Source organism: Chryseobacterium aquifrigidense, from assembly GCF_006716485.1.
Lineage (GTDB): Bacteria > Bacteroidota > Bacteroidia > Flavobacteriales > Weeksellaceae > Chryseobacterium > Chryseobacterium vietnamense.
The window spans coordinates 898,067-921,979 of sequence record NZ_VFPD01000001.1; the positions used below are offsets into that span (position 1 = coordinate 898,067).

General features: G+C 35.1%; 24 protein-coding genes. 13 read left to right on the forward strand and 11 right to left on the reverse strand.

Going from position 1 to position 23,913, the window contains the following annotated elements:
• The first annotated feature begins 17 nt into the window (after positions 1-17).
• From chrA to chrI, 3 genes are read left to right on the forward strand one after another with little or no spacing between them, the layout of a single operon-like run.
• Positions 18-239 (forward strand): MNIO class RiPP chryseobasin precursor ChrA, encoded by a 222-nt coding sequence (chrA, locus tag FB551_RS03975; RefSeq protein WP_142015286.1) that lies wholly within the window; start codon positions 18-20, stop codon positions 237-239.
• Positions 240-242: 3 nt separating this feature from the next.
• Entirely contained in the window at positions 243-1,340 is a 1,098-nt protein-coding gene (chrH, locus tag FB551_RS03980) for an MNIO family chryseobactin maturase (protein WP_142015289.1), read from the forward strand.
• Between the two features lie 37 nt (positions 1,341-1,377).
• Positions 1,378-1,863 (forward strand): chryseobasin maturation helper ChrI, encoded by a 486-nt coding sequence (gene chrI, locus FB551_RS03985; protein ID WP_226798614.1) that lies wholly within the window; start codon positions 1,378-1,380, stop codon positions 1,861-1,863.
• A gap of 305 nt (positions 1,864-2,168) precedes the next feature.
• Here the strand turns inward: chrI and FB551_RS03990 are convergent, their stop codons facing one another.
• The 3 genes from FB551_RS03990 to chrP all read right to left on the reverse strand — a co-directional run bounded on the left by FB551_RS03990 (position 2,169) and on the right by chrP (position 5,689).
• Entirely contained in the window at positions 2,169-3,500 is a 1,332-nt protein-coding gene (locus FB551_RS03990; RefSeq protein ID WP_142018062.1) for an IS1182 family transposase, read from the reverse strand.
• Between the two features lie 124 nt (positions 3,501-3,624).
• On the reverse strand, positions 3,625-4,275 hold the full coding sequence (gene rpe / locus FB551_RS03995) for a ribulose-phosphate 3-epimerase (RefSeq protein ID WP_047431435.1): 651 nt from the start codon (positions 4,273-4,275) through the stop codon (positions 3,625-3,627).
• A 340-nt stretch (positions 4,276-4,615) separates the two neighbouring features.
• On the reverse strand, positions 4,616-5,689 hold the full coding sequence (gene chrP, locus FB551_RS04000; protein ID WP_047431432.1) for a chryseobasin maturation metalloprotease ChrP: 1,074 nt from the start codon (positions 5,687-5,689) through the stop codon (positions 4,616-4,618).
• Between the two features lie 51 nt (positions 5,690-5,740).
• Here chrP and FB551_RS04005 point away from each other — a divergent pair, with 51 nt between their 5' ends.
• Positions 5,741-6,445: a DUF4294 domain-containing protein gene (locus FB551_RS04005; protein ID WP_047431430.1), complete on the forward strand. Its 705-nt coding sequence runs from the start codon at positions 5,741-5,743 to the stop codon at positions 6,443-6,445.
• Between the two features lie 21 nt (positions 6,446-6,466).
• Here FB551_RS04005 and FB551_RS04010 read toward each other — a convergent pair whose 3' ends face one another.
• Positions 6,467-6,883 (reverse strand): NUDIX domain-containing protein, encoded by a 417-nt coding sequence (locus tag FB551_RS04010; protein WP_142015296.1) that lies wholly within the window; start codon positions 6,881-6,883, stop codon positions 6,467-6,469.
• A gap of 208 nt (positions 6,884-7,091) precedes the next feature.
• Positions 7,092-7,766 (reverse strand): tRNA (5-methylaminomethyl-2-thiouridine)(34)-methyltransferase MnmD, encoded by a 675-nt coding sequence (gene mnmD, locus FB551_RS04015; RefSeq protein ID WP_047431425.1) that lies wholly within the window; start codon positions 7,764-7,766, stop codon positions 7,092-7,094.
• Between the two features lie 85 nt (positions 7,767-7,851).
• Here mnmD and FB551_RS04020 point away from each other — a divergent pair, with 85 nt between their 5' ends.
• The 8 genes from FB551_RS04020 to FB551_RS04055 all read left to right on the forward strand — a co-directional run bounded on the left by FB551_RS04020 (position 7,852) and on the right by FB551_RS04055 (position 15,772).
• A complete protein-coding gene (locus tag FB551_RS04020; protein WP_047431422.1) occupies positions 7,852-8,922 on the forward strand; it encodes a branched-chain amino acid aminotransferase in 1,071 nt (356 codons plus the stop codon).
• Positions 8,923-9,093: 171 nt separating this feature from the next.
• The gene (locus FB551_RS04025; protein WP_047431418.1) at positions 9,094-9,606 is read left to right on the forward strand and encodes an FKBP-type peptidyl-prolyl cis-trans isomerase; all 513 of its coding nucleotides are present in this window, start codon (positions 9,094-9,096) and stop codon (positions 9,604-9,606) included.
• Positions 9,607-9,688: 82 nt separating this feature from the next.
• On the forward strand, positions 9,689-10,726 hold the full coding sequence (locus FB551_RS04030; RefSeq protein WP_226798708.1) for a peptidylprolyl isomerase: 1,038 nt from the start codon (positions 9,689-9,691) through the stop codon (positions 10,724-10,726).
• Between the two features lie 167 nt (positions 10,727-10,893).
• Positions 10,894-11,469 (forward strand): hypothetical protein, encoded by a 576-nt coding sequence (locus FB551_RS04035; RefSeq protein WP_142015298.1) that lies wholly within the window; start codon positions 10,894-10,896, stop codon positions 11,467-11,469.
• 147 nt (positions 11,470-11,616) lie between these two features.
• Positions 11,617-11,838, forward strand: coding sequence for a hypothetical protein (locus tag FB551_RS04040; RefSeq protein WP_142015301.1), 222 nt, complete (start codon positions 11,617-11,619; stop codon positions 11,836-11,838).
• Between the two features lie 185 nt (positions 11,839-12,023).
• Positions 12,024-13,727 carry a DNA cytosine methyltransferase gene (locus FB551_RS04045; protein WP_142015304.1) on the forward strand — a complete coding sequence of 568 codons (1,704 nt, stop codon included), beginning with the start codon at positions 12,024-12,026 and terminating at the stop codon, positions 13,725-13,727.
• On the forward strand, positions 13,684-14,937 hold the full coding sequence (locus FB551_RS04050) for a hypothetical protein (protein WP_142015306.1): 1,254 nt from the start codon (positions 13,684-13,686) through the stop codon (positions 14,935-14,937). Before FB551_RS04045 ends, FB551_RS04050 begins: the two co-directional genes overlap by 44 nt.
• 7 nt (positions 14,938-14,944) lie before the next feature.
• Positions 14,945-15,772, forward strand: coding sequence for an esterase/lipase family protein (locus FB551_RS04055; RefSeq protein WP_142015309.1), 828 nt, complete (start codon positions 14,945-14,947; stop codon positions 15,770-15,772).
• Between the two features lie 60 nt (positions 15,773-15,832).
• On the opposite strand, the gene FB551_RS04060 is transcribed toward FB551_RS04055, so the two are convergent.
• Entirely contained in the window at positions 15,833-16,063 is a 231-nt protein-coding gene (locus tag FB551_RS04060) for a hypothetical protein (RefSeq protein WP_142015312.1), read from the reverse strand.
• A gap of 656 nt (positions 16,064-16,719) precedes the next feature.
• On the opposite strand from FB551_RS04060, the gene FB551_RS04065 reads away from it, so the two are divergent.
• Positions 16,720-17,172 (forward strand): hypothetical protein, encoded by a 453-nt coding sequence (locus FB551_RS04065; RefSeq protein WP_142015315.1) that lies wholly within the window; start codon positions 16,720-16,722, stop codon positions 17,170-17,172.
• A 329-nt stretch (positions 17,173-17,501) separates the two neighbouring features.
• Here FB551_RS04065 and FB551_RS04070 read toward each other — a convergent pair whose 3' ends face one another.
• Genes FB551_RS04070 through FB551_RS04090 form a run of 5 tightly spaced genes read right to left on the reverse strand, consistent with a single transcriptional unit; the run spans position 17,502 to position 23,895 of the window.
• On the reverse strand, positions 17,502-18,860 hold the full coding sequence (locus FB551_RS04070) for a M20/M25/M40 family metallo-hydrolase (RefSeq protein WP_142015317.1): 1,359 nt from the start codon (positions 18,858-18,860) through the stop codon (positions 17,502-17,504).
• A 3-nt stretch (positions 18,861-18,863) separates the two neighbouring features.
• Positions 18,864-20,222 carry a M28 family peptidase gene (locus tag FB551_RS04075; protein WP_142015320.1) on the reverse strand — a complete coding sequence of 453 codons (1,359 nt, stop codon included), beginning with the start codon at positions 20,220-20,222 and terminating at the stop codon, positions 18,864-18,866.
• A gap of 2 nt (positions 20,223-20,224) precedes the next feature.
• Entirely contained in the window at positions 20,225-21,628 is a 1,404-nt protein-coding gene (locus FB551_RS04080) for a M28 family peptidase (RefSeq protein ID WP_047431399.1), read from the reverse strand.
• Between the two features lie 54 nt (positions 21,629-21,682).
• Positions 21,683-22,927, reverse strand: coding sequence for a DUF1015 domain-containing protein (locus FB551_RS04085; RefSeq protein ID WP_047431396.1), 1,245 nt, complete (start codon positions 22,925-22,927; stop codon positions 21,683-21,685).
• Positions 22,928-22,929: 2 nt separating this feature from the next.
• The gene (locus FB551_RS04090; RefSeq protein WP_142015322.1) at positions 22,930-23,895 is read right to left on the reverse strand and encodes a D-2-hydroxyacid dehydrogenase; all 966 of its coding nucleotides are present in this window, start codon (positions 23,893-23,895) and stop codon (positions 22,930-22,932) included.
• Between the last annotated feature and the right edge of the window lie 18 nt (positions 23,896-23,913).

Genomic DNA, 23,913 nt, shown 5'->3' on the forward strand with positions numbered 1-23,913 from the left:
CATCTGAAAGAGAAATTATGAAAATTCCAGCAATATTAATGGCGAGTTTATTAGCGGTAGGTGTTTCCGCACAGACTACTAAGCCGGAAGGTAAAACCAGAAAGCCAGTTAAAAAAGTAAAGAAAGCCAATTCTACAGATACGGTGGATAAGAAAAAACCAGGAACACCCAAGCCTGTTGTTAAAAAAGATACACTTGTACTCCGTGGGCATGGCTGTCCGGCTTGCGGAATGGGGTAGAAGATGAGAAAGCCAATGTTAGGAGTATCAATGATGGCAGAGGCAGATTTTGTTTCTGCTATTTTGCCATTGTTGCAGAATAATTCTATCGAAGTGATGGAATGGTCTTTTGATACCCTTTATCATACCCATGAACCGGAGTGGCTTCGGGATCTGCTGAATTTCTATGCTGAAAATAGCCGCTTAATAGGACATGGGGTTTATTATTCTTTGTTTGATGCGAGATGGACGGAAAGACAGGAAGAATGGCTGAAACAACTTAAAGAAGGAGTCAGTCTGCGCAAATACAACCATATCACGGAACATTTTGGCTTTATGAATACTGAGAATTTCCATCAGGGAGTGCCGTTGCCGGTATCTTTACATTCCAAAACTTTACAAATAGGAAAAGACAGATTATACAGACTTCAGGAAACTGTAAATATTCCTGTAGGAATAGAAAATCTGGCATTTTCATTTTCCATAGAAGATGTTAAAGAACAGGGAACATTTCTTGATCAGCTGACGGAAGATACAAACGGCTTTCTGATTCTTGATCTTCATAATATTTACTGCCAATCCTGTAATTTCGAAGCAGGAATGCAGGAGATAATTGACTTATATCCTTTGGATAAGGTAAAAGAAATTCATCTTTCAGGAGGAAGCTGGCAAGAGAGTGTATATGGAAAGAAGCAGGTGAGGAGGGATACTCATGATGATATTATTCCTGAAGAAATTCTTTCAGTTTTTCCCTCAGTCATGGCGCAATGTCCAAATCTGGAATATATTATTATTGAAAGACTCGGGCATACTTTAAAAACGGAAGAAGAAAGAAATAATTTTCTGGAAGATTTTAATAAAGTGAGAACAATAATTGAAACTTCAGATTTGAAATTGAAAGAAAAAAGCAATTGGTGTAAAAAGGAAATGAAACTTCCGGAGAAACCTTTGGAAGACCTGCTTTTGTATGAAGAACAGTCGAAACTTACAAGGCTTATTTATGATAATGCAGAAGTGGAAACTGTCAAAGATCAGGATTTTCATTATTTTAAAACAGAAAACTGGGACTCCGAAATGATCCTTACAGCCCAGAATATTATTAAAAAATGGAATCCTTATTAATTCTATTCTCTGATAACCAAAATCAAAATATATGAAAATGACAACATTAGTATTGATCATTACCGCCGTCCTCACTGCTCTGATAGGAGGACTTTTCTATGCTTATTCGTGCTCCGTTGTTCTCGGCCTGGGAAAACTTTCTGATACAGAATATCTCAAAGCGATGCAGAATATCAACCGCGAAATTCTGAACCCTGTTTTCTTTATGAGTTTTATGGGAACAGTTCTTCTTCTTCCCGTATCTACGTTTTTGTTCCGGGGGCAGCAGCCTGTCTTTATTTTTCTCCTGTTGGCTACTCTGGCTTATCTGATTGGTGTTTTTGGAGTAACCGTTGCCGGAAATGTTCCGATGAATGATGCTTTGGATAAGTTTGATATATCCGGCTCTACAGCAGAAGCCATCAGGCAGATGCGGGATAATTTTGAAAACAGATGGAATTTTTTGAATAATATAAGAACTGTATTTTCAGTAATTTCTATCATTTTTGTGGTCTGCGCCTGTATCTGGAACAGAGAAGTATGAAAATATAATGGATTAAGTGAAAATACTTACTATTAAATTAAGTATTTCTACGGATGTGTACGTATGGTTTTATTCGGATCTTTGTGTAGTTAGTAAGACAATTTTAAGCATTTTCAATACATTGAAAAAAAGATTATAACCAGGACGACTTAAATTTCCAAACAAGAGAAAAGAGGCTGTCTCAAAAGACGGTCTCTTTTTTTTGTTCAATTTTTTGTGAACGATTTTAATTTAGTGTTTCCACTCTGTCAGAAGTCAGTTTTTCCTATTTTTTTGTGGATATATTTTAAAAAAAAACAGGATTTTCATCCTGCAAGAGCTAATTTCCTTAGATTATGAGCAATAGCTATCAAGCCAGTTTCTATTTCGACTTTACTTTGGCCTCGGAGAAAAAATCTTTTAAATCCTTTGTTATGCTTGATTTGGGCAAAAACTGGTTCTACATCATGGCATCTTTGTTTTCTGAGTTTTATACCCCGTTTTGTATTGAGCAGCTGATGGGCTTTGTGCCGAAGTTTTGAAAGTGTTGGATTTGAGGGCGAAGAAGTTATTGTTTGGGATTTTTGATCCTTATCAAAATAATTATATTTGATGTAAGCTTTAATCTTTCTTTTTTTGAGAAGAATATAATTCTCTTCTGAGCCATATCCGGCATCTGTTACTATTTCTTTGGGGTGTTTATTATAAAGATATTCAAAGTTCTCAATGTGAGGCAGAAGGGTTTTAGTATCACCAGGATTGGGATGCAGGGTATAATTAATAATGAACTGATTCTCTGTACTGAGCTGAAGATTGTAAGCTGCTTTAAGCTGACCGTTACGCATATGATCCTCCTTCATGCGCATAAAGGAAGCATCTGGATCTGTTTTTGAATAGCTGTTTCGCAGGCCAAGAATTTTCTGCTGTTTCTCGTATTTTTCAAGATTATCTGGCCAGTTCTTTTTGGCGTAATTAATCTTCTGACGAACTTTGGAATCGATTTTCTTCTTTTTTAAAGTAGAATCTATCATTTCTATAACAGACTTTACTTTTTCTTTATCCATAGATTTAAAGACCACTTCCGAAATATCCTTCATTTCTTCTTTGGCTACTTGCTCGGTATAATTCCAGAGTTCTTCAAGCTGTGTTTCTATACGCTCTTTGTTATTCTTTATGGACTTGCCCCACACGAATGTATAACGGTTGGCATTGGCCTCTATTTTAGTTCCATCTGTAAAAACAGTTTGTAAACTTACCAGCCCTTCATTTTCTAAATAAAGGACAATCTGAGCAAATATGTCTTTGATCTCGCCTTTTAACCTTTCGCTCCTGAAGCGGTTTAAGGTATTATGATCAGGACGATTCATGGCACTAAGCCACATAAAATGTACATTTTCTTTAAGAGTCTGCTCTAATTTTCTACTCGAATAAATATTACACAAATAGCCATAAACCAACACTTTCAACAGCATCTTTAGATGGTATACTGAGGTGCCTCCAGGTTTGTAATTCCGGATTAAGTTACTGATATCAAGACCGTCTATAACCGCTGAAACAGTCCGGACAGGATGGTTATTTTCTATTAACTCCGATAAATCGGGAGGAAAAAGAAAATTTTGCTTGGGATTGTAATCTTTAAAGACTACTTTTGAATTAATCGACACACAGCAAATTAATCAATTTGCAGATATTAGGAAAGCTTTGGCTTTCCTTTTTTTTTATCCATAAAAAAAGGCTATCTCACTTTTGAGACAGCCTCTTTTGTTTAGTATTTTGATTCTTTTATATCTTTAAAAGTTCAATTGTTCTTTCCGGACTTTCAGCTGAGAAAACAGCATTTCCTGCAACAAGAACATCAGCACCGGCTTCAAATAATTTAGAAGCGTTGTCAAGATTTACTCCACCATCTATCTCGATAAGCGCTGTTGAATTATTGCTCAAGATCAGATCTTTCGTTTCTGCAATCTTTTTGTAGGTATTTTCAATGAACTTCTGTCCTCCAAATCCTGGATTTACACTCATTAACAATACAAGATCCACATCTGCAATAATGTCTTCAAGCATTAATACCGGAGTAGAAGGGTTTAAAACAACACCAGCTTTTGCTCCTTTACTCTGAATGTGGTGAATGGTTCTGTGAAGATGAGTACATGCCTCATAATGTACAGAAACAAGATCAGCACCATGATTGATGAATTCATCAACATATTTTTCAGGCTCCACGATCATCAGGTGAACATCTACAAATTTTTTAGCATGCTGCTGAACGGTTTTCATTACCGGAAAACCAAAAGAAATGTTAGGAACAAATCTTCCGTCCATGACATCAATGTGGAACCAGTCGGCCTGAGAATTGTTCAGCATTTCAATGTCTCTTTGCAGATTCCCAAAGTCTGCCGATAATAGGGATGGAGCAATAAGCTTCGTTTTCATTTTTACTTTTTATACTTTTACTTAGATTTCTTTCTTTAAAATGGATTAACAACCAAAAAATAATACAGGGAAATACCTCCCAATACAATAGCCTCCATGATTGTTAATTTGATATTGTTAATTTTAATAACTAATAATCTGTCAATTATAAATAATCCTAAAGGCACAATACTGACAATTACCAACATCTCAAGGATCATATTATATGCCGACCCTATTTTGGGAGGATCAAATATTTTATATACAGCTAAAAAAATGATGTAACTAAAAAAGACAGCTGTTAAAACCGATATAAAAGTTGGTTTCCGGATCAGATGATAAAAGACGTTTCTCATTTTTATTAATGATACTTCAGTTTCATTTCCGGTTTGATCTTAAGAACTGTTTCATAGATAAGTTTGATCACATTACCTACATCTTCTTTAGATACCATTTCAACTGTAGTATGCATATAACGCAAAGGTAAGGAAATTAAAGCACTTGGTACGCCGCCGTTAGAATGAGCAAAAGCATCTGTGTCAGTTCCGGTAGCTCTGCTGGCTGCAGCTCTCTGGAAAGGAATTTTCTTGGTTTTTGCAGTGTCAATAATTAGTTCTCTGATGGTATGATGAACACTTGGTGCGAAGAATACAACCGGCCCGGCTCCACATTTCTGATCTCCTTCTTTTTTCTTTTCAATCATCGGAGTGGTAGTATCGTGGGTAACATCGGTTACAATAGCAATATTAGGTTTGATGGTATCAGCGATCATATCTGCTCCATATAAACCTACCTCTTCCTGTACAGAGTTTGTAATATAAAGTCCGAACGGGATAGATTTCTTATTTTCTTTTAAAAGTCTCGCAACTTCAGCAATCATGAAACCGCCGATTCTGTTGTCCAGGGCTCTGCAGACAAAATATCTGTCGTTCATTTCAAAGAATTCATCCGGGTAAGTAATCATACATCCTACATAGATCCCCATTTCTTCCACCTCTTTTTTAGAAGTAGCACCACAGTCGATAAAGATATTTTCTATTTTTGGAGTAGGCTCATTTTGATTGGTTCTTGTATGAATAGCCGGCCATCCGAATACTCCTTTTACAATTCCGTTTTCACCATGGATATGCACAACTTTTGAAGGAGCAATCGTCTGATCAGAGCCTCCGTTTCTGATCACGTAGATCAATCCGTCGTCCGTAATATAATTGACATACCACGAAATTTCATCAGCATGGGCTTCAATCACTACTTTGAATTCAGCTTCCGGATTGATGATCCCATAGCAGGTCCCGTAATGATCTACTTCTATTTTGTCCACATAGGGTCTGATGTAGTCCATCCAGACTTCCTGTCCTTTATGTTCGTAACCTGTTGGTGATGAAGTGTTTAAATATTTCTCTAAAAATTTCAAAGATTTCTTTTCAAATTTCATAAAAAGGAATGATTTTTGCGTTTAATTTTTCTTCTTATAAGTGTAAAAATAATGAATTTTAGTAAGATTATCTGCCTTTTTGTTTTCTTTTTTGGGGTCAGTGTTTTTGGCCAGAAGGATGGTATAGTGGCAAAACCGCTCAACCAGTATCCGCCTGAATCCCTGAAAGTGGATGAATTTGGCAATAAGTATTATTATGACGAACAGCAGAAGATTAAGGTGTATGAAATCAATGGGGAGCCTGTAGTTGTATTGGATGAATTGGTTTTAGTGAATAAACCGAGATTTAATAACCAGCTGGATAAGAATTACTATTATTTTCTGAATAAAAAACTTTACAGGGTATATCCGTTATTTGTTACCGCATTGCAGCAGTACAGGGATATCCAGAAAGATATGACTGATCTGGACAGCAAGGCCAAAAGAAAGTTTGTAAGAGAAAGACAGAATATGCTTGCAGATCAATATGAAAAGCAACTAAGAGATCTTACTACTACCGAAGGACAGGTTTTTGCAAAGCTGATGAACAGGGCAACCGGAAAAAATGTATTTGAAATTATCAAAGAATTAAGAGGAGGATGGAGTGCTTTCTGGTGGAATGTAAAAGGAAAAATGGCTGATATTGATCTTAAAGAACGTTATGATCCTCACACTAACAGAAGTGATGAATTTATAGAATCATTACTGCAGTCTAACTGGAACTCAGGCTATCTGCAACCTTATCCCGGAGCCAATGATTTTAAAGTAAAGAAATAATATAAATTCCTGTAAGTCATCTTACAGGAATTTTTCTTTTAATTTATCGAATACAATTTTATCTATTGGCAGAGGAAAAGGATTGTCTGGCCTGTCGATATCAATCCATTCTGTTTTTTCAATGCAGGGATCCAAAATAATAAAGTCTTCCTCGTTGACGATGTCTACTATATAATATATGGTAAGAAGCTGCTCATTTTCTTTGAAACGGGATACCAGAAAATTTTCCTGAGTATAGAAATGTTCCAGAATATTGATCTTTACATTCAGTTCTTCATCAAACTCACGATGCAGACATTCCAGTACTCCTTCACCGTATTCCAATCCGCCGCCCGGAAATTTCATTAAAGGTTCGCCGGCATATTCTTCAAATAGGGTCAGAACTTGTTTGTCTTTTACCGCACACGCATACACTCTAATGTTGATCTTATCTATCATATATATAATGTATAATATTTTGTATAGCTAATGTAAGGAATTTTGTTGAGAAAAAGCTGGAAGTAGGAAGTATGGAGCTGAAAGTTAATACGATCTATTTTTAATAATACTGCTCAACGTATCTTAATTGATTATTATTAAAATAAAAAATCAAAATTAATTAAGCAGCTGGTTCTAACCATTCAGTTTCTGTCCTCAAGCTTCCATGTTACAATTTAATTGCATTAATCATCTCTCTTTTTCCCGGAGGTCCCTGTTTTTTCTCCACCTGGAAATTTAATTCCTGAAGAATTCTCCTTACGCTGCCTTTAGAAGAGTAGGTGGTTAATAATCCATTAATGGCCATTTTGTCAGAAACGAGTTCAAATAATGGCTTTTCCCATAAGTCTGGCTGTACTCGGGCTCCAAAACAGTCGAAATAAACAAGGTTGATTTTTGGCAAGTCAATGTCTTTCAGGTCGAAAAAGTCACATTCTATCTTTTTTAGATTGAATCCACTAATGATTTCTACTGACTTTTCCCAATCTGCCAGATGAATTTTCTGATAAATATTTTTAAACTCAGGGTTATCGAAAAGTTCAAAGTAAGCCAAATCCTTAACTTCGGATTCATTTATGGGGTATTTTTCGAGCGAAAAATAATTGATGACATGATTTTTGTCAGTTTTTAAATATTCATTAATTGTTACCAAAACATTCAAACCTGTTCCAAAACCGAGTTCTAAAATATTAATTTCGCAATCATTTATTAAATTTAGTCCATTTTTAATAAACACGTGTTCGGCTTCCTGTAGGGCTCCGTGATGAGAATGGTAGTTTTCATTTAAATCATTGATAAATAATGTTTTACTACCGTCGTTGGTGGTCTTTATTTCTCTTTTCAAGCTATTTTTTTGTCAAATTTACTCTAAAATTTTTATATTTAGAAAATTATGTTAAATTTGTAGAACATCGTAAAAATTTTAAAAAATGATAATTCAAAAAACTGAAAACTCCAGAATTTCTACATTTGACCCTAACAATTTTTCATTTGGTGGTACTTTTATTGATCATATGATCATTTGTGAGTACGAAAACGGAAAATGGGGTGATGTAAAATTAGTTCCTTACGGTCCGATTCCATTTACCCCAGCTATGATGGGAGTAAACTATGGACAAGCTTGTTTTGAAGGTATGAAAGCCTATAAAGACAAAGACGGGCAGGTTTTCCTTTTCAGGCCTGAAAAGAATTTTGAACGTATCAACAAGTCAGCGAAGCGTCTTGCTATGCCGGAAGTGACTGAAGAAATGTTTTTAGACGGATTGAAAGCTTTGGTAGATATTGACAGAGAGTGGATTCCACAGGGGGAAGGAATGTCGCTTTATATCAGACCTTTGATTTTTGCTACTGAAGAAGCTTTGAAAGCAAGAGTATCTAATAAATATATGTTTGCCATTGTTGCAACACCTGCAAAGAGCTATTATTCTGAGCCGGTATCTGTGAAAATCTCCGATCACTATTCGAGAGCTGCAAACGGAGGAGTAGGTTCTGCAAAAGCTGCAGGGAACTATGCTGCTTCTTTCTATCCAACTCAGTTAGCAATTGAAGAAGGATATGAGCAAATCATCTGGACAGATGATGCTACTCACGAATATTTCGAAGAGAGTGGTACAATGAATGTATTCGTAAGAATTAACGATACCATTTATACCCCTCCAACATCTGAAAAGATCCTTGACGGAGTAACAAGAGACAGCTTTATCCAGCTAGCTAAGAAAAGAGGTATTGAAGTAAAAGTAGAGCCGATTCCAGTGAAAACAGTTATTGAAGCTTTAAAGAACGGTGAGCTTAAAGAAGTATGGGGAGTAGGTACAGCTGTAGTAACCACTCAATTCCAGGCGTTAGGATATCAAGGTGAAAAACTTGAGCTTCCAAGATTATCTGATGAAGAAAGCTATGCAGCTCTTCTTAAGAAAGATCTGGTAGACCTTCAAAACAACCTTTCTGAAGATCCGTTCGGATGGAGAGTGATGGTAGATCACGCTTTGGAAACAGTATAATAGTGTTGATATAACGATATGAAAGCCGGGTTTTCCCCGGCTTTTTCGTATCTATGTATTTGTGTAAAATATACGAAGCGTTTCGGCGGAGATCAATACCTTACAACATTCACATATTTCTGTGTCAAGTTTTGTAATTGATTCACGAAATGTGTATTTTCGCAAAAGTTTATGAGAAAAATACTCTTCATATCAGCCATAAGCCTGTTGAGCTGCAACAGAAATGCACAGACGGCCCATCCTCCTGTAGGCGGTGTTTTAAGCCAAAAAGATCTGGATGTTTCTAAGAACAGGATGAAAAATTTGAATGTCATAGAAAGAGGGCAGATTCAGGATTGGATCAGCGGTCAGTCTGTGAAGTATTATCCTACGCAGCTTAATTATTGGGTAACGGTGGAAGGCTATGATCAGAGAGAAAAAAGGAAAGATGAGACTTTGATTTCTTATTCTTATGATCTGTATGATTTTGACCAGACTAAAATCTATGATCAGCCATTTGAGAGAAGAGATGCCAGATTCGGGCACTTTGATGAACTGAGAGCAGTGGAGAACGCTTTGCGTTTTATACATGATGGAGAGGAAGTAACTCTTTTGGTACCGTCTTCTTTAGCCTACGGAACTTACGGAGACGAAAAAAAAATAGACAACGACATTCCATTAATCATAAAATTAAAAGCTTTATAAATACATGAAATTGTTTAACAAGAATATAATTCTGGCAGCGGCAAGTATTTCGCTGATGAGTTGTACCCCAATTTATAAAAAAATGAACGTAGACAAAGAAACTTACGAAGGTCTTAATGACGGACTTTATGCCAATCTTCAAACTACAAAAGGTAACTTACTTGTAAAGTTTGAGGACAAGAAAGCACCAGTAACTGTAGCCAACTTTATCGGTCTTGCAGAAGGGAAAATCGACAACAAAGCTAAGGCTAAAGGAGTTCCTTACTATGACGGAACTATTTTCCACAGAGTAATCAAAGATTTCATGATCCAGGGAGGTGATCCTCAGGGAACTGGAATGGGAGATCCTGGGTATAAATTCGAAGATGAAAGAAACGATCTTAAACACACAGGGAAAGGTATTCTTTCTATGGCAAACTCAGGACCTAATACAAACGGTTCTCAGTTCTTCATCACTGAAGTTGCTACACCTTGGTTAGACGGAAGACACACAATTTTCGGAAAAGTAGTAAAAGGAAACGATGTAATTGATGCTATTGCTAACGTTGAAAAAGGAGCCCAGGATAAACCTAAAACTGATATCGTTTTAGAAAAAGTTTCTGTTTTCAGCAAAGGTGATGAATACAAACACTACGATGCAGCTAAAACTTTCAATGAAGGAAAAGCTAAAATCGCAGAAAACAATAAAGCTTTTATCGCTAAAGAAGAGGCTGAAAAGAAGAAAAGAGAAGAAGAATTCAAAGCTAACCAGGAGAAAATGGTGGAAAACCTAAAAGCTGGTATGCAAAAAACTGAATCAGGTCTTTACTATAAAATTACAAAAACAGCTGACGGAAAAGCTCCAAAGGCTGGTGACAACATATCTGTTCACTATGCAGGTAAACTGGTAGACGGAACTGAGTTTGATTCTTCATTCAAAAGAAACGAGCCTATCGAAATTCCAATCGGAATGGGAAGAGTAATCAAAGGATGGGATGAAGGTATCCTGTTATTGAAAGAAGGTGAAACTGCTACATTATTGATCCCGCCTGCAATGGCTTACGGAGAAAGAGGAGCAGGAGGAGTGATCCCGCCAAACTCATGGTTGGTTTTCGATGTTGAGCTTGTAAAAGTAAAATAATTGAATCTTCAAGATATTATCAAAAAGCCGTCCGGAAGGATGGCTTTTTTTATTGGTTCAAATACATTCTGTAACGATTGGCGTACAGGTTACGACACATTTTATGCTCTGGAAAGATTAACTGTTTTCCAGTAAAGTAATCTTCAAATTATAATAACCATTCAACCATGAAAACCAAATCACTTCTGTTTCTGTTCGTTCTGCTGTCGTTGATGACTTTTTCGCAGACTAAGGCTAATCCTGATGATTCAACGATAAAAAAATCACTTACTTATTTTGTAAACAGTATTCAATCTAAACAGATAGATCAGGCGGTAAGCTGTATATATCCCAAATACTTCAATGTCGTTTCAAAAGAGCAGATGACGCAGATTTTAAATATGACTTACAATAATCCATTCATGAAAATTGAAGTACAGGATCTGAAGTTTGGAAATATTGAGAAACCTGAACTCATTACCGGTGAATATTTTTCTATTATCCAATATTTTTTGAAGCTGAAATGTAATGTCAGTTCATTAAATGATGAGATGAAAAAGAAAATGAACAGTGCTTTAACAGCCAAATATGGTGCAAATAATGTGAAGTATCTGGCCAACGAGGGTTCGTATCTCATCAACGCCAATATGAAAGCCTGTGCGGTTTCAAAAGATAAAAAGGTATGGAAATTTGTGATTCTTGAAAAGCAATATAAGAAAGAACTTTTGACCGTTTTACCGAAGAAAATTCTGGATAAACTCTAAAGGGTTAAGTATTAACTTTTATAGTTGAGATTATACGTCTTGAAAAAGCTATTTTTTTGTTTTGTAAATACCGTAGAAATACGGATTTCGGCAAGGCTTTATTACCTCTATCTTTATCATGCACTTAAAAGAATAAAATAAAGGAATATGTTTAACCTGAATTACGACCAGATAAAGAAGGAAATAGAATCTGAAGTATGCGGAGAACACGGCATGCATCCGGAATTTGTAAAAACAGAAGAAGGCTTTGGAATAAAGGCTTGCTGTGAACTTTTCAGAGAAGAACTTGTTGAAAAATCAGGAAAAATGATTGAAGAAGAAACCCAAAAGATCCTTGAAGAAATGATGAAGGATCTGTTTAAAGAATAAGTTTTTACGATGTTAAGATAACTTTGTTATCACCAGAGCTGCTCCGGAAGGGGTGGCTTTTTTGTTGGAAATGTATTTACCTTACGGATTCCCGTAATTTTTATAAAATCTATATTCATAATTTTAAAACCCGAAATATACTATTTCAAATAGAATATTTCGGGTTTTTATATAGAACTAATTTAATGACTGTTGTAGATTTTTTTTGTGGAGCAGGAGGTTTTTCACAAGGTTTTAAGCAAAATGGATTTGAAATAATTTATGGATATGACTATTGGGAGCCAGCCATAAAAACTTTTAATTATAATTATGAACTTAATTGTATAAGAAAAAATATTTTAGACTTTCATAATAATATAGAGGAAATAGAAAAAATACCAAATACGGATATAATTTTGGGTAGTCCACCTTGTGTGAGTTTTTCTAGTTCCAATAAATCAGGAAAAGCAGATAAAAAGTTAGGTGTTAAGCTTACAGAGGCCTATTTTCAAATTATAGCTATTAAAAAGTATCAAAAGAAATCCGTATTGAAAGCTTGGTTTATGGAAAATGTCTCGAATTCATTTAAATATTTACAGGACTATTATACTTTTCATGATTTGAATTTATCCGAATGGGCTAGAAAAAATAAAATTAATCCAAAGCAAATAGCAATAAACTTAAAAGATAATTACTCTATTATTAATTCTGCTGATTATAATTCATATCAAAATAGGAAACGGTTTGTTTGTGGAGAAATAGTTTCGCATAAAGGATTTATTAATCCAGAAAAAATTAGTCACCAAAATGTTAAAAAAATTAAAGACCTGAAGGATGCATTTATATCTCCTTTTGATTTTTTAGATAAAAACAGAATAATAAAGGATCCAAATTATAATTTTTTCTTAAATATTTATCAGGTTTCTGATCATTTTTATGATACAGGAATTGATAACAAAGATATTAAGTTTACAAAATTTTTGAAAACTAATCATCCTTTTATGGGGAAAATGTCATTTCCAGAAAATGAAGAGAACCCCAGTCGAACTATTACAGCAACTTTAATTGCAAGTTCTAGAGAGGCAATAATATACAAATCTGAAATAAATAGGAATAATGGAGTTTATCGGTTGCCAACTATTCGCGAAGCTGCTATTATTATGGGGTTTCCAATTAATTATCAATTTCTAGGTAGTAAAAACACAAAATGGAGATTAATAGGAAATGCTGTATGTGTAGAGGTGAGTTATAGCTTGTCAGATACTGTATTAAAATATTTGGGAATAAATAAACCTCAAAGAAATATTGATTTGAGAAGAGATGCTGTTGACAATTTGAATGATTTTACAATAAGAAAAACATTTAAAAAAACAATGAAAAAAGTGAATGCAAGATTTAGGTGGCATATTTTAAAAGATAATAATCTTACAGTAACATTAAGTAATTATGATATGGTTTCACAAAGTCAAGTTAATATGGAGAGCTTAAAATGGTATTGTTCAATTCAATATGGTACGGGAGATGGATTTCCGACCAAGATTTTTGATGATTATGATTATTTAAAAGTTGAAAACTTTCTCTTAGAAAATGAAAGTACTGCCGAGTTTATTAGAGATTTTAATTTTAAAACTCTATCTAAAATTGGAGATTCACTCGAAAATCAGGAGATGTTTACGCGCCAGATAAAAATCAATGATAAGTTAGAATTAAGTGATTTACTAGTCAGTTTAAGATCTGCTATTGATGAATTGAATATTAGTAATGTTCAAGTTAATAATTTTCATTTTTTTAAAAAAGCTGGAATTCCTTTAAGCCAAGTTTTGTGCTTTTATATAATTAACAAAATAACTACTAAGATAAATAACAATGGAAAGTTCAGAGAGAATCAAACAGATTTTAGATGCCAATAGAACTGGAGAGAAGAAGGCTATAAATTATGATGGTAAGCCACTTCTACTTGATGTAAAAGAAATACCGCTTGATGTATTATTGTATAATCCATATAATGGAAGAATTAGAAGTATGGTTAAATCATTTGAGTCTTCTAATGGAAGAAATATAAATAATGAGGATGTAGATGATATTAATATAATAGAACAATTTTTATGGGATTCAGCTAGAGGTAAAAATGAAAAAACGTTAGAAAGCTTAAAAGATATTGGCCAACAGGAAGTTGGAATAATTACTAAAGATGGTGTTATTATTGATGGAAATAGGAGAACGTGTTTGTTAAATGTTTTAAGGAGAAGGTATAATGAACCTATTTTTTTTAAAGCTGTTGTTTTAGATGATAATCTAAAAGATAATGGAAAAGCTATTACTGTACTAGAAACGAGATATCAAATGGGTGTTGATAGTAAAGTTGACTATAATCCTATCGAAAAATATATAAAATGTTTTGAACTATTAAATGAATATAATTTTACCATTCCGGAAATTGCGGATTTAATGACTGAGTCTGAAACTGATATCTCAAAATGGCTTAATATATTTCAATTAATGGAAGAATATTTGGAATATGTAGGAACAAAGCAAATCTATACAAGGTTAGAAAAGAGAGAAGGGCATTTTGTTGATCTATATACTTATATTAATTTATATAAAAGAGGTGTTGTAGCAGATTGGGAGTATGATAACCATGATATTTTAGATATGCAAAATGTTTACTTTGATTATATTCGTTTAGGTATTCCAGTTCAAAGAGCTAGAGTTATTTCGAAGCCTTCTGGACAAAACAGTTTTTTTTGTAAAAAAAATATATGGACAGAATTTATAGAAGAGCATAAAGAAATAATAGAGCAAATTGATGATTTATCTTTTCAAGAATTGAAATTAGAAGAGTCTAAAAAGAGTAATGAAGATTTAATTAAAATAATTGATTTTTCATGGAGAGAAAAAGCTGCAGATTTATTAATAGATAACCTTTCTTACAATGAAATTATCCTTAAAGAGATTAGTGAGTCTTATTTGCCATTAAAGATTCTAAAGCGTGTTAAAAATAGTATTAATAATATCAAAGTGAATAATATTAGTGAAGAAACCATTCCTGAAGTTATGTTGATTATTAATGATATTGAGAATAGGTTAAATGAAATCAAAAATATCATTAATATTAAATAAATAATAGATGAAAGCAAAGTTACCTACTCATCTATTAGATGAAAGTTCCGAAACGGCAGTGTTGTTTATTCATGGACTAGGAGGAGGGTATTCAACATGGAATAAATTTAGTAGTAAGTTGCATAGTATTTGGACAGAAAAAGATGCATTTTCTTTAGAATATGATAACTATTATAATTCAAGAATAAACATTCCAGGATATACATTTTTAATAAAGTCAATTTTTGGTAAAAGTATTGATGATTTAGCAACACATTTAAACTCTATTATTGAAACAGTATGCGAAAAATATAAGCACATAATACTAGTTTGTCATAGTATGGGAGGGCTTGTTGCTAGAAAGTATATTATTAATAGATTGAAAGACGAAAAAAATATAGGAAAAATAAGAGCGTTAATTACTTATGCAACACCCCATAAGGGGTCGTCATGGGCTAATTTGGCAAAAGCGATTACTCATACTCCATCAAGTCTTTTTTCATTTAATTATTTTAAGGCCTTCATTCAAATCAAAGATTTGTCCAGAGATAGTGACTTTATTAAATCATTGAATGAAGATTGGAATAATTTAAATGTAAATTCAAAATTAGACTTCCATAGAGTTGTGGGTTTAGCAGATCCAATTGTATCTCCTGAGAGTGCTGAATATGAGAGAGATAAATTTTCTCACAGTTTTGCAGACAGGAATCATTTTACAATCATAAAGCCTTATAAAGATATAAAGGATGGAGCATTAATGGTTACATATAATTACTTAAAAAAATTTAATGAGAAAAATGAGTTTAAAGAGCTACTAGAAGAGGATTATAGTGAAGAAGATGAATTTGAATACTAAAAAACCGCCCCAAACAGGGCGGTTTTTTCAGTAAAAATAAATTGAAAGTTATATGTTCTGTTATCTTTTCTTCATACTTGTTCCGGCTAAAGAACTGATGAATACAAGGCCAAACCCGATATAAGCGGCAAATGCCGTCAGGTATATAATTAAGCTGTTAAAGCTTGGTTTTAAGGCGTATACCAACACTGAAAATGCAGCAAAACTTAACACCAGCAATAGGCTCCATACATTCAATTTTGCAGCATCTTCATTTCTCTTAAAAATCATTTCAAAAAAGGCTCTCATCATTACTAACATTTTAAGGGTTATACATTAATTTATAGCATAAAGGCGCACTCATCACGGTAAAAAGAATATATTCCTTTACTGGGCTAAGGTTCACGATGACTTTGCCATTTATTTATATCGCAACACCGGGCTGAAAGTCCGGGATATTTTTGTTCTTTTTGAATCAATAAAGATTCCTGTTATTGTGATACCAGTCAGATACGGGGTGCAAAAGTGCAGTGAAAAACTAACGGGGGTTAATTAATCACGAACCCGTATCTTTTACGGCATCGTAGAAAAAAAAGGATTCATATACTAGATATGAACTTGAATCAGTGGAAAAACTGAAAATCCACAGAAAACCTTTTTTCTCATCCTTAGTGTTTTTTTAAATTTTTTCTCAATATCTTACATGCCAATATTATGCCAAAGTAAAAGTTTCGCGATTAACACTTTGTTTCACGGGATTGATGAAGCTCCTGATGAAGCGTATTTTCATCTGTTATTTCCTTAAACAAAGAAAAATTTTCTGTTTTTAAGGGTGAGTTGTTCTAAACAAAGAAAATATTACGGTGCAATTATTTTTTATATATTTAAAATACTTTAAAATTACTTAGAACGTGCATCGGGAAAGTTTAAAAGACAGCATCAATATCTGTATAACCAATCTTTTAGGGTTGGCGAAAATTAATTGTTGGAATAGTATTTCGCCCAACTTGTTTTTCATTCTGTCTGATTTTAAAGGAGTGAATTTCACTGAACATAATATGTCCCGGAATAGGGCAAATAATTCAAAAAACTTACTCACTTTAGATTCAGCAGTGGAGATTTTACAAAAAGAGTTTAATGATCTTTATGATGTTACTCTGTATATTTTTCGGGCAAATACAAAAGAAACTATATTAGAAATTCAATATTACAGAAAATCAAATTTTGATGCTGATTACTTTGCTGCAATAAAAAATGATCCTCCGAGGTTTCATTCGAAAATTGCAATGCCTGGATATGCATTAGAAGGAGAGAAATTTGATGTCAATTGGGAATCTGGAGGTGGGATACATCATGTTTGGAGAAACTTTTTGTGGAGAAATTTTTTGTGTAAACGTAAAATTAAAAATCTCAAAGGATAATTTTGTAGGATATATTTTATTAATGGCATCATCATGTTTAATTTTAAAACACAAATGCCACAAATATCTCGCACAAAGTTCACAAATAGAATCGTCACAATCAATTTATCAAAAAACAGGAACAATCATCTGTGTGAATCTGTGAAATCCGTGGTTATAAAAAATAATCACTATAAGTTTTGGCTAAAGCCCTTGGGAGATAATCATAAAAGATAAACGAGGCTCGCTTGATCTAGGCTCAGGATGATAGCCCGTTCCTATTGAATTGAAATAATGAAAAGCACCATTAAAAAACAAAAACCGCCTCTAAAGACGGTTTTTTATATTTGTTACCAGTTTTTATCAATCATGTAGATAATCTGTGTTAAAGCTGTAGCACCTAATAAAAGCTCCCTTCGGTTCACCTTTTCAAAAGTATCTTCTTCTGTATGGTGGATATCGAAATAGCGCTGAGAATCCGGCATCAATTCAGCGGCAGGAATTCCCATGTCATGAAGCGGGTAGAGGTCTGTTCCGGAAAACCGTTCTTCAAAATTATACACTCCGTAAGGAAGGAATAGATTTGACCAGCTTTTGATCTGATTTCTTTTGGCATCATCCATATCCAGGGCAATTCCTCTCGGTGCAAAACCTCCGGCATCTGTTTCTATCGCAAAAAGATGTTTTTCATTCTTCTCTTTTACCGTTTTACCGTATTGAATTCCGCCTTTTACTCCGTTTTCTTCATTGGCAAAGCAGACCACTCTGATGGTATGGTTATTTTGTATTCCCAGCTTTTTAAAAGTTCTCAAAACCTCTATACTTTGAACAATTCCGGCTCCGTCATCATGAGCACCTTCACCTACATCCCAGGAATCAAGATGTCCGCCGACAACAATAACGCTCTGGTCTTTTTTACCGGTAATTTCCCCGATTACAGAATGGGAAAGCTTTTCGCCTTTCATACCGCAGTTGGAGTTAAGTTTAGCGGTGATTTTCTGGCTTTTCAGTAAAGCTTCCAGTTCGTCTGCTGTTGTGCTTCCGATAGCTACGGCCGGTATTTTGGAGACTTTGTCTTCGTAGCGCATGGCTCCGGTGTGAGGGACATCATCAAAAGCAGAAGACAGAGATCTTACGATAGCAAATTTACCTCCTTTTTTAGCTGTTAAAGATGCTGCTGTCGTTCTGTATTTTGCAGCATCACCATAGGCTTTGAAAGTTTCTATAAAAGACTGGCTGAAAGCATAGTTGAAGAATACAATTTTATCTTTCACTTTTTCAGCTGGAAGTTTTTCATATTCTTCCATCGATTTTACCATGATGATTTCTCCAGAAACATCTTTTCCTCCGGTTCCTTCAGAGTTTCCAAGAGAAACCATTTTAAGGCTTTTCCATTTTCCATTGGAAGTCTGGATGTTTAGAGATTCTTTTCCTCTTTCCCATACCGGGATCATCACTTCCTGAAGCCATACTTTATCAGCACCGGCTTCCCTAAGTTTTTGTTCTGCCCATTTTACCGATTTTTCATAGGCTTCTGATCCGCTTAAACGGTGACCTATGTTTTTTGTAAGCTCTCGCAGCTCACTATATCCTTTTCCGTTGTTCAGGATTTCTGTGGAAATTTTTCTGAACTGGATAGAATCTTCTTTAGACTGGCCAAAAGCGACCATTCCAAAAAGTAATAATGAAGTTCCTAGTATCTTTTTCATTGTTTACCAATTTTTGTCAATCATATAAATAAGTTGTGTCATTACCGCAGAACCCAGTAAAAGTTCTCTTCGGCTGACTTTTTCAAAAGTGTCTTCTTCGGTATGGTGAATATCAAAATAGCGTTGTGGATCTGGCACCAGTTCAGCTGTGGGAACTCCCATTTCATGAAGCGGAGCAATATCGGATCCGGAATATTTACCTTCAAAGTTATAAACTCCATAAGGTAAAAAAAGATGTACCCAGCTTTTGATCTGGTTTTTTTGCGGTTCATCCATTTCAAGGGAAATTCCCCGTGGTGAAAAACCTCCTGCATCTGATTCTATAGCAAATATGTGCTTCTCATTGTTGTCTTTGGCAACTTTGCCATACTGTTTTCCGCCTTTCGTTCCGTTTTCTTCGTTGGCAAAACAAACTGCGCGGATGGTATGGTTATTCCCAATTCCCAATTTTTTAAAAGTTCTTAATACCTCAATACTTTGCACAATTCCGGCTCCGTCATCATGAGCACCTTCACCAACATCCCAGGAATCCAGGTGCCCACCAACAACAATAACGCTTTGGTCTTTTTTACCTGTGATTTCCCCAATAACAGAATGGGAAAGTTTTTCGCCTTTCATTCCACAGTTTGAATTGAGTTTTGCTGTGACTTTCTGATTTTTTAATAATGCTTCAAGTTCATCGGCTGATGTATTTCCAATTGTTATGGCAGGTACTTTGGAAATGTTTTCGTCATAGCGCATGCTTCCAGTATGGGGAACATCGTCTAAGGCAGAGGAAAGAGATCTGATGATGGCAAATTTTCCTCCTTTTTTGGCTGTTAATGAAGCTGTAGTCCTTCGGTAGGGGCTTGCATCGCGGTAAGAAATAAAAGTCTGCACATTTCCCTGATCAAAAGAATAGTTGAAAAACACAATTTTATCTTTCACTTTTTCAGCAGGAAGTTTGTCATATTCTTCCAGCGATTTTACCATGATGATTTCTCCGGAAACATCTTTTCCTCCTGTCCCTTCAGAGTTTCCAAGGGAAAGCATTTTTATACTTTTCCAATTTCCGGCAGAAGTTCTGATGTGTAATGATTCTTTTCCTCTTACCCAAACCGGAATCATCACGTCCTGAAGCCATACTTTATCAGCTCCGGCATCACGAAGTTTCTGCGCTGCCCATTGTACCGATTTTTCATAGGCTTCAGATCCGCTTAAACGGTGGCCTATCGTTTTGGTAAGCTCTCTCAGTTCATTGTATCCTTTTCCGTTGTTCAGAATTTCAGTGGAAATTTTTCTGAACTGGATGGAATCTTCTTTAGACTGCCCAAAAGCAGCCAGTCCAAAAAGCAATAATGAAGTTCCTAGTATCTTTTTCATTGTTACCAGTTTTTATCAACCATAAAGATCATCTGTGTGATGGCAACCGCTCCGAGAAGAAGTTCCCGTTTATTGACTTTGTCAAAAGTATCCTGCTCAGAGTGGTGATAATCAAAATATCTCTGAGTGTCTACTACAAGTTCTGCTAAAGGAATATCCAGTTTTTTTAAAGGTGAAATATCCTGAATAGCTTCTGTCTGGTCGAAGTCATAAACGCCATACGGAAGAAAATATTCTTTCCAGGGATATACCAGTCTCCGTCTTTGAGGTGACATATCTAAAGAGAATCCTCGTGGAGAATATCCTCCGGCATCAGTTCCTAAGGCAAATACATGTTTTTCGTCTTTCTTTTTTACGTACGCTGCATACATCTCACGGCCTTGTCCTCCGTTTTCACTGTTGGCATACAAGACGACGCGTATGGTGTGATTATTTTCATATCCAAGAGCTTTGAGCGTTCTTAGCACTTCGATACACTGCACAACTCCTGTTCCGTCATCCACTGCACCTTCACCAATATCCCATGAATCAAGCTGGGCACCTAAAACAATTACTTTAGAATCTTTTTTGCCGCCAATTTCAGCAATAATATTGGGATTTGTAGTGTCGCCTTTAGATTCGGCGGTCATGTTGATTTTTGCTGTGACTTTTTGTTTCTTTAAGGTTTTTTCCAATTCATCTGCTGATCTTACTCCAATTGATAATGCCGGAATTTTAACTTTATCATCAGGTTCGTAATAAATCATCTTAGCATGTGGAGTATCGTCATTAGCAGTGGTGAGTGATCTTATAATTAATGCTTTTGCACCTGTTTTAGCAATTACGGAAGCGGAAATTAATTTTGATTTTGCGGTCTGCAAATAGGAATCGCTGGTATTAATAATCTTCGGATCCATAGGAATATTTACGAAAACTATTTTGTCTTTTAGTTGTCCTATTGACATGGCATTAAGCTCTGTGGTGGAATTGATTAAAACGATTTCCCCTACCAGATCCTTTCCGCCTGTTCCCTCAGAGTTTCCAAAAGAAAGCATTCTGATGTTTTTCCAATCTCCATTTCCGGATCTGATTTGTAAAGATTCTTTTCCTCTGATCCAGACGGGTGCTTTCGCCTCCTGTCTCCAGATCATATTAATGCCAATTTCCTTGAATTTTTTTTCTGCCCATTCTACAGCTTTGGTATAACCGGGAGTTGCACTAAACCGTGGACCAATTCTTTTGGTAAGTTCCCCGAGGTTATCATAAGCAGTGCCGTTGGTCATAATTTCATCTGAAATTTTTCTGAATTCATCATGATAATTGAATCTGGCAACAGTTCCTTTTTTTGCCGGGCTTTTTTGTGGTTTTTTTTGAGAAAATAAAAATCCACTCAAAAAGAGTGGAAGTATAATGAATATTTTTTTCATTTTTTATTTACTTATCTTTTCCGTTGATAAAAGTAGGGAAAAAATAGGAATTTATTAAGGTTTCATATCGTACATTAAAAGGGCTGTAATTAATTTCGGCTCAATAAATGTACATTTTGGAGGCATACTTAATTTTAGATCTGAAATTTTAATCATATCATTAAAACTTACAGGATAAATTCCGAAACCGACCTTACCTTCTCCGTTGTCTACTTTTTCTTTTAAAAGATTGATTCCGTTAATGTTGGAAGTTCCTTTTACGTAAGAAATAAGTTCAGAGCTATCCGGATCTTCAATTTTAAGGATACTTTTGAAAATATACTTGTCTAAAAGATGGTGATCCAGATTATCCAGAGACATTTCTTTGGAACGAAGATCATGCTTTACGTGAAGAGAGTAGAATTTTCCATCCATATACATTGAGATATGGAATTTCTGAGAAGGGTAGTAGGATGCTTCTCCTTTTTCGTGAATCAGAAAATATTTATCAAGTTCTTTCAGGAAATCTGCCGGTGAAATACCATTCAGGTCATGTAAAATTCTGTTGTAGTCATGAATCTTTATTGACTGGTTGGAAACAATAAAACTGTATACAAAGTTGTAAAGCTCTGTACCATTATGTTTTTTATTTTTCTCCTTATGGTATTTTGCGTTGATTGCCGTGGAACCAATTCTGTGGTGTCCGTCAGCAATATAAAACGAATCAATCTGATCAATCACTTCTTTAAACTGCTGCAGCTTCAGACGGTTGTCTATTCTCCAGATTTTATGTCTGATACCCATAGAATCTACATGATTAAAGATAGGAACATTTTTTTCCTCATGGTTCATCAGCAATTCAATTTTTGAATTGGCAGGATAGGTAAGAAGTACTGGTTCTGCCTGCAGGTTTACTTTTTCAAGGTAGTGGGCCAGTTTTTCCTTTTTCTGTGGAATGGTACTTTCATGTCTCTTGATTTTTCCATTCCAGAAATCTTCAATACTTGCCAATCCCAGAAGTCCTCTGAACATCTGCTTGTTGGGGTAGATCTGCTCATAAAGATAGTAGGCTGAATTGTCCTGGACCAATTTCTTTTCTTCCAGAAGTTCTTCAAATGTAGAACGGATCTTTCGCAGATTCCGGTCAATATCTTTAGATTTACTTACAACATAGGGTTTAATCATATTGATGTAAGTATTTTCAACTTGAGCTTTCTCTGCAATCTCTTCCTGGGTGAAATTATCCAGTGGATGGGTAGGGAAAGTACTCTCAAAGTCTCTATGAGGTCTTATTCCACGGAAAGGTTTAAAAACAGGCATATTTATCTTATAGTTTCTTTTTGTAGCTTAATAATTTGTTCAGCAAGTTCGATACCGATTTTTTCTTGCGCATCCACAGTATTGCCGCCTACGTGAGGGGAAAGTGATAATGCAGGGTTCATCAGTAAAGGCAGTTCCGGGTTGGGTTCGTTTTCAAAAACATCCAATGCAGCTCCGGCAACTTTTCCTGATTCTATAAAATCGATAAGGGTCACTTCATTGATGACACCTCCTCTTGCGGTATTTACAATATAGACCCCGTCTTTCATTTTTTCAAACTGAGGGGTATCTATGATATACTCATTCGTTTTCGGCGTATTGATACTGATGAAATCTGCCTCTTTAAGGAATGCATCCATATCATTGGTAGAGGTGATTTCAAAGTTCACAGACTGTCCGTCGAAAAAGTTCAGTGTAAGAACTTCTGTTTTCGGGCTTCTTGTCAGAACGGTTACTTTCATTCCTAAAGCAATTCCTATCTTTATGACTTCCTGGCCAATGCTTCCAAAGCCGATTACTCCTAATGTTTTTCCTGAAAGTTCATACGCATTACTGAATGACTTTTTCATGGCATTGAAGTGAGTTTCTCCTTCCAGAGGCATCAGTCTGTTAGATTCGTGAAGGAATCTTGCCAGTGAAATGAAGTGTCCGAAAACCAATTCTGCCACTGATTTTGAAGATGCTGTAGGGGTATTGATTATCTTGATGCCTTTACTTTTGGCATATTCTACATCAATATTGTCCATTCCGATACCGCCTCTTCCAATGATTTTAAGGCCCGGGCATGCATCAATCAGATCCTGTCTCACTTTCGTTGCACTTCTTACCAGAAGAACATCCACATTATTATCGTTGATAAAATTAATAACGTGATCCTGAGCCACTCTATTGTCCAGAATATTAATTCCGGCTTCTCTTAGGGTATTTTCTCCTGCTTTTGAAATTCCGTCGTTTGCTAAAACTTTCATGAGTATTTTATTACAGAT

Coding starts and splice junctions, on each gene's coding strand:
- chrA (WP_142015286.1), top strand. CDS start 18: ATGAAAATTCCAGCAATATTAATGGCGAGTTTATTAGCGGTAGGTGTT.
- chrH (WP_142015289.1), top strand. CDS start 243: ATGAGAAAGCCAATGTTAGGAGTATCAATGATGGCAGAGGCAGATTTT.
- chrI (WP_226798614.1), top strand. CDS start 1,378: ATGACAACATTAGTATTGATCATTACCGCCGTCCTCACTGCTCTGATA.
- rpe (WP_047431435.1), bottom strand. CDS start 4,275: ATGAAAACGAAGCTTATTGCTCCATCCCTATTATCGGCAGACTTTGGG.
- chrP (WP_047431432.1), bottom strand. CDS start 5,689: ATGAAATTTGAAAAGAAATCTTTGAAATTTTTAGAGAAATATTTAAAC.
- FB551_RS04005 (WP_047431430.1), top strand. CDS start 5,741: ATGAATTTTAGTAAGATTATCTGCCTTTTTGTTTTCTTTTTTGGGGTC.
- FB551_RS04010 (WP_142015296.1), bottom strand. CDS start 6,883: ATGATAGATAAGATCAACATTAGAGTGTATGCGTGTGCGGTAAAAGAC.
- FB551_RS04020 (WP_047431422.1), top strand. CDS start 7,852: ATGATAATTCAAAAAACTGAAAACTCCAGAATTTCTACATTTGACCCT.
- FB551_RS04025 (WP_047431418.1), top strand. CDS start 9,094: ATGAGAAAAATACTCTTCATATCAGCCATAAGCCTGTTGAGCTGCAAC.
- FB551_RS04030 (WP_226798708.1), top strand. CDS start 9,689: ATGAACGTAGACAAAGAAACTTACGAAGGTCTTAATGACGGACTTTAT.
- FB551_RS04035 (WP_142015298.1), top strand. CDS start 10,894: ATGAAAACCAAATCACTTCTGTTTCTGTTCGTTCTGCTGTCGTTGATG.
- FB551_RS04040 (WP_142015301.1), top strand. CDS start 11,617: ATGTTTAACCTGAATTACGACCAGATAAAGAAGGAAATAGAATCTGAA.
- FB551_RS04045 (WP_142015304.1), top strand. CDS start 12,024: ATGACTGTTGTAGATTTTTTTTGTGGAGCAGGAGGTTTTTCACAAGGT.
- FB551_RS04050 (WP_142015306.1), top strand. CDS start 13,684: ATGGAAAGTTCAGAGAGAATCAAACAGATTTTAGATGCCAATAGAACT.
- FB551_RS04055 (WP_142015309.1), top strand. CDS start 14,945: ATGAAAGCAAAGTTACCTACTCATCTATTAGATGAAAGTTCCGAAACG.
- FB551_RS04060 (WP_142015312.1), bottom strand. CDS start 16,063: ATGATGAGAGCCTTTTTTGAAATGATTTTTAAGAGAAATGAAGATGCT.
- FB551_RS04070 (WP_142015317.1), bottom strand. CDS start 18,860: ATGAAAAAGATACTAGGAACTTCATTATTACTTTTTGGAATGGTCGCT.
- FB551_RS04075 (WP_142015320.1), bottom strand. CDS start 20,222: ATGAAAAAGATACTAGGAACTTCATTATTGCTTTTTGGACTGGCTGCT.
- FB551_RS04080 (WP_047431399.1), bottom strand. CDS start 21,628: ATGAAAAAAATATTCATTATACTTCCACTCTTTTTGAGTGGATTTTTA.
- FB551_RS04085 (WP_047431396.1), bottom strand. CDS start 22,927: ATGCCTGTTTTTAAACCTTTCCGTGGAATAAGACCTCATAGAGACTTT.
- FB551_RS04090 (WP_142015322.1), bottom strand. CDS start 23,895: ATGAAAGTTTTAGCAAACGACGGAATTTCAAAAGCAGGAGAAAATACC.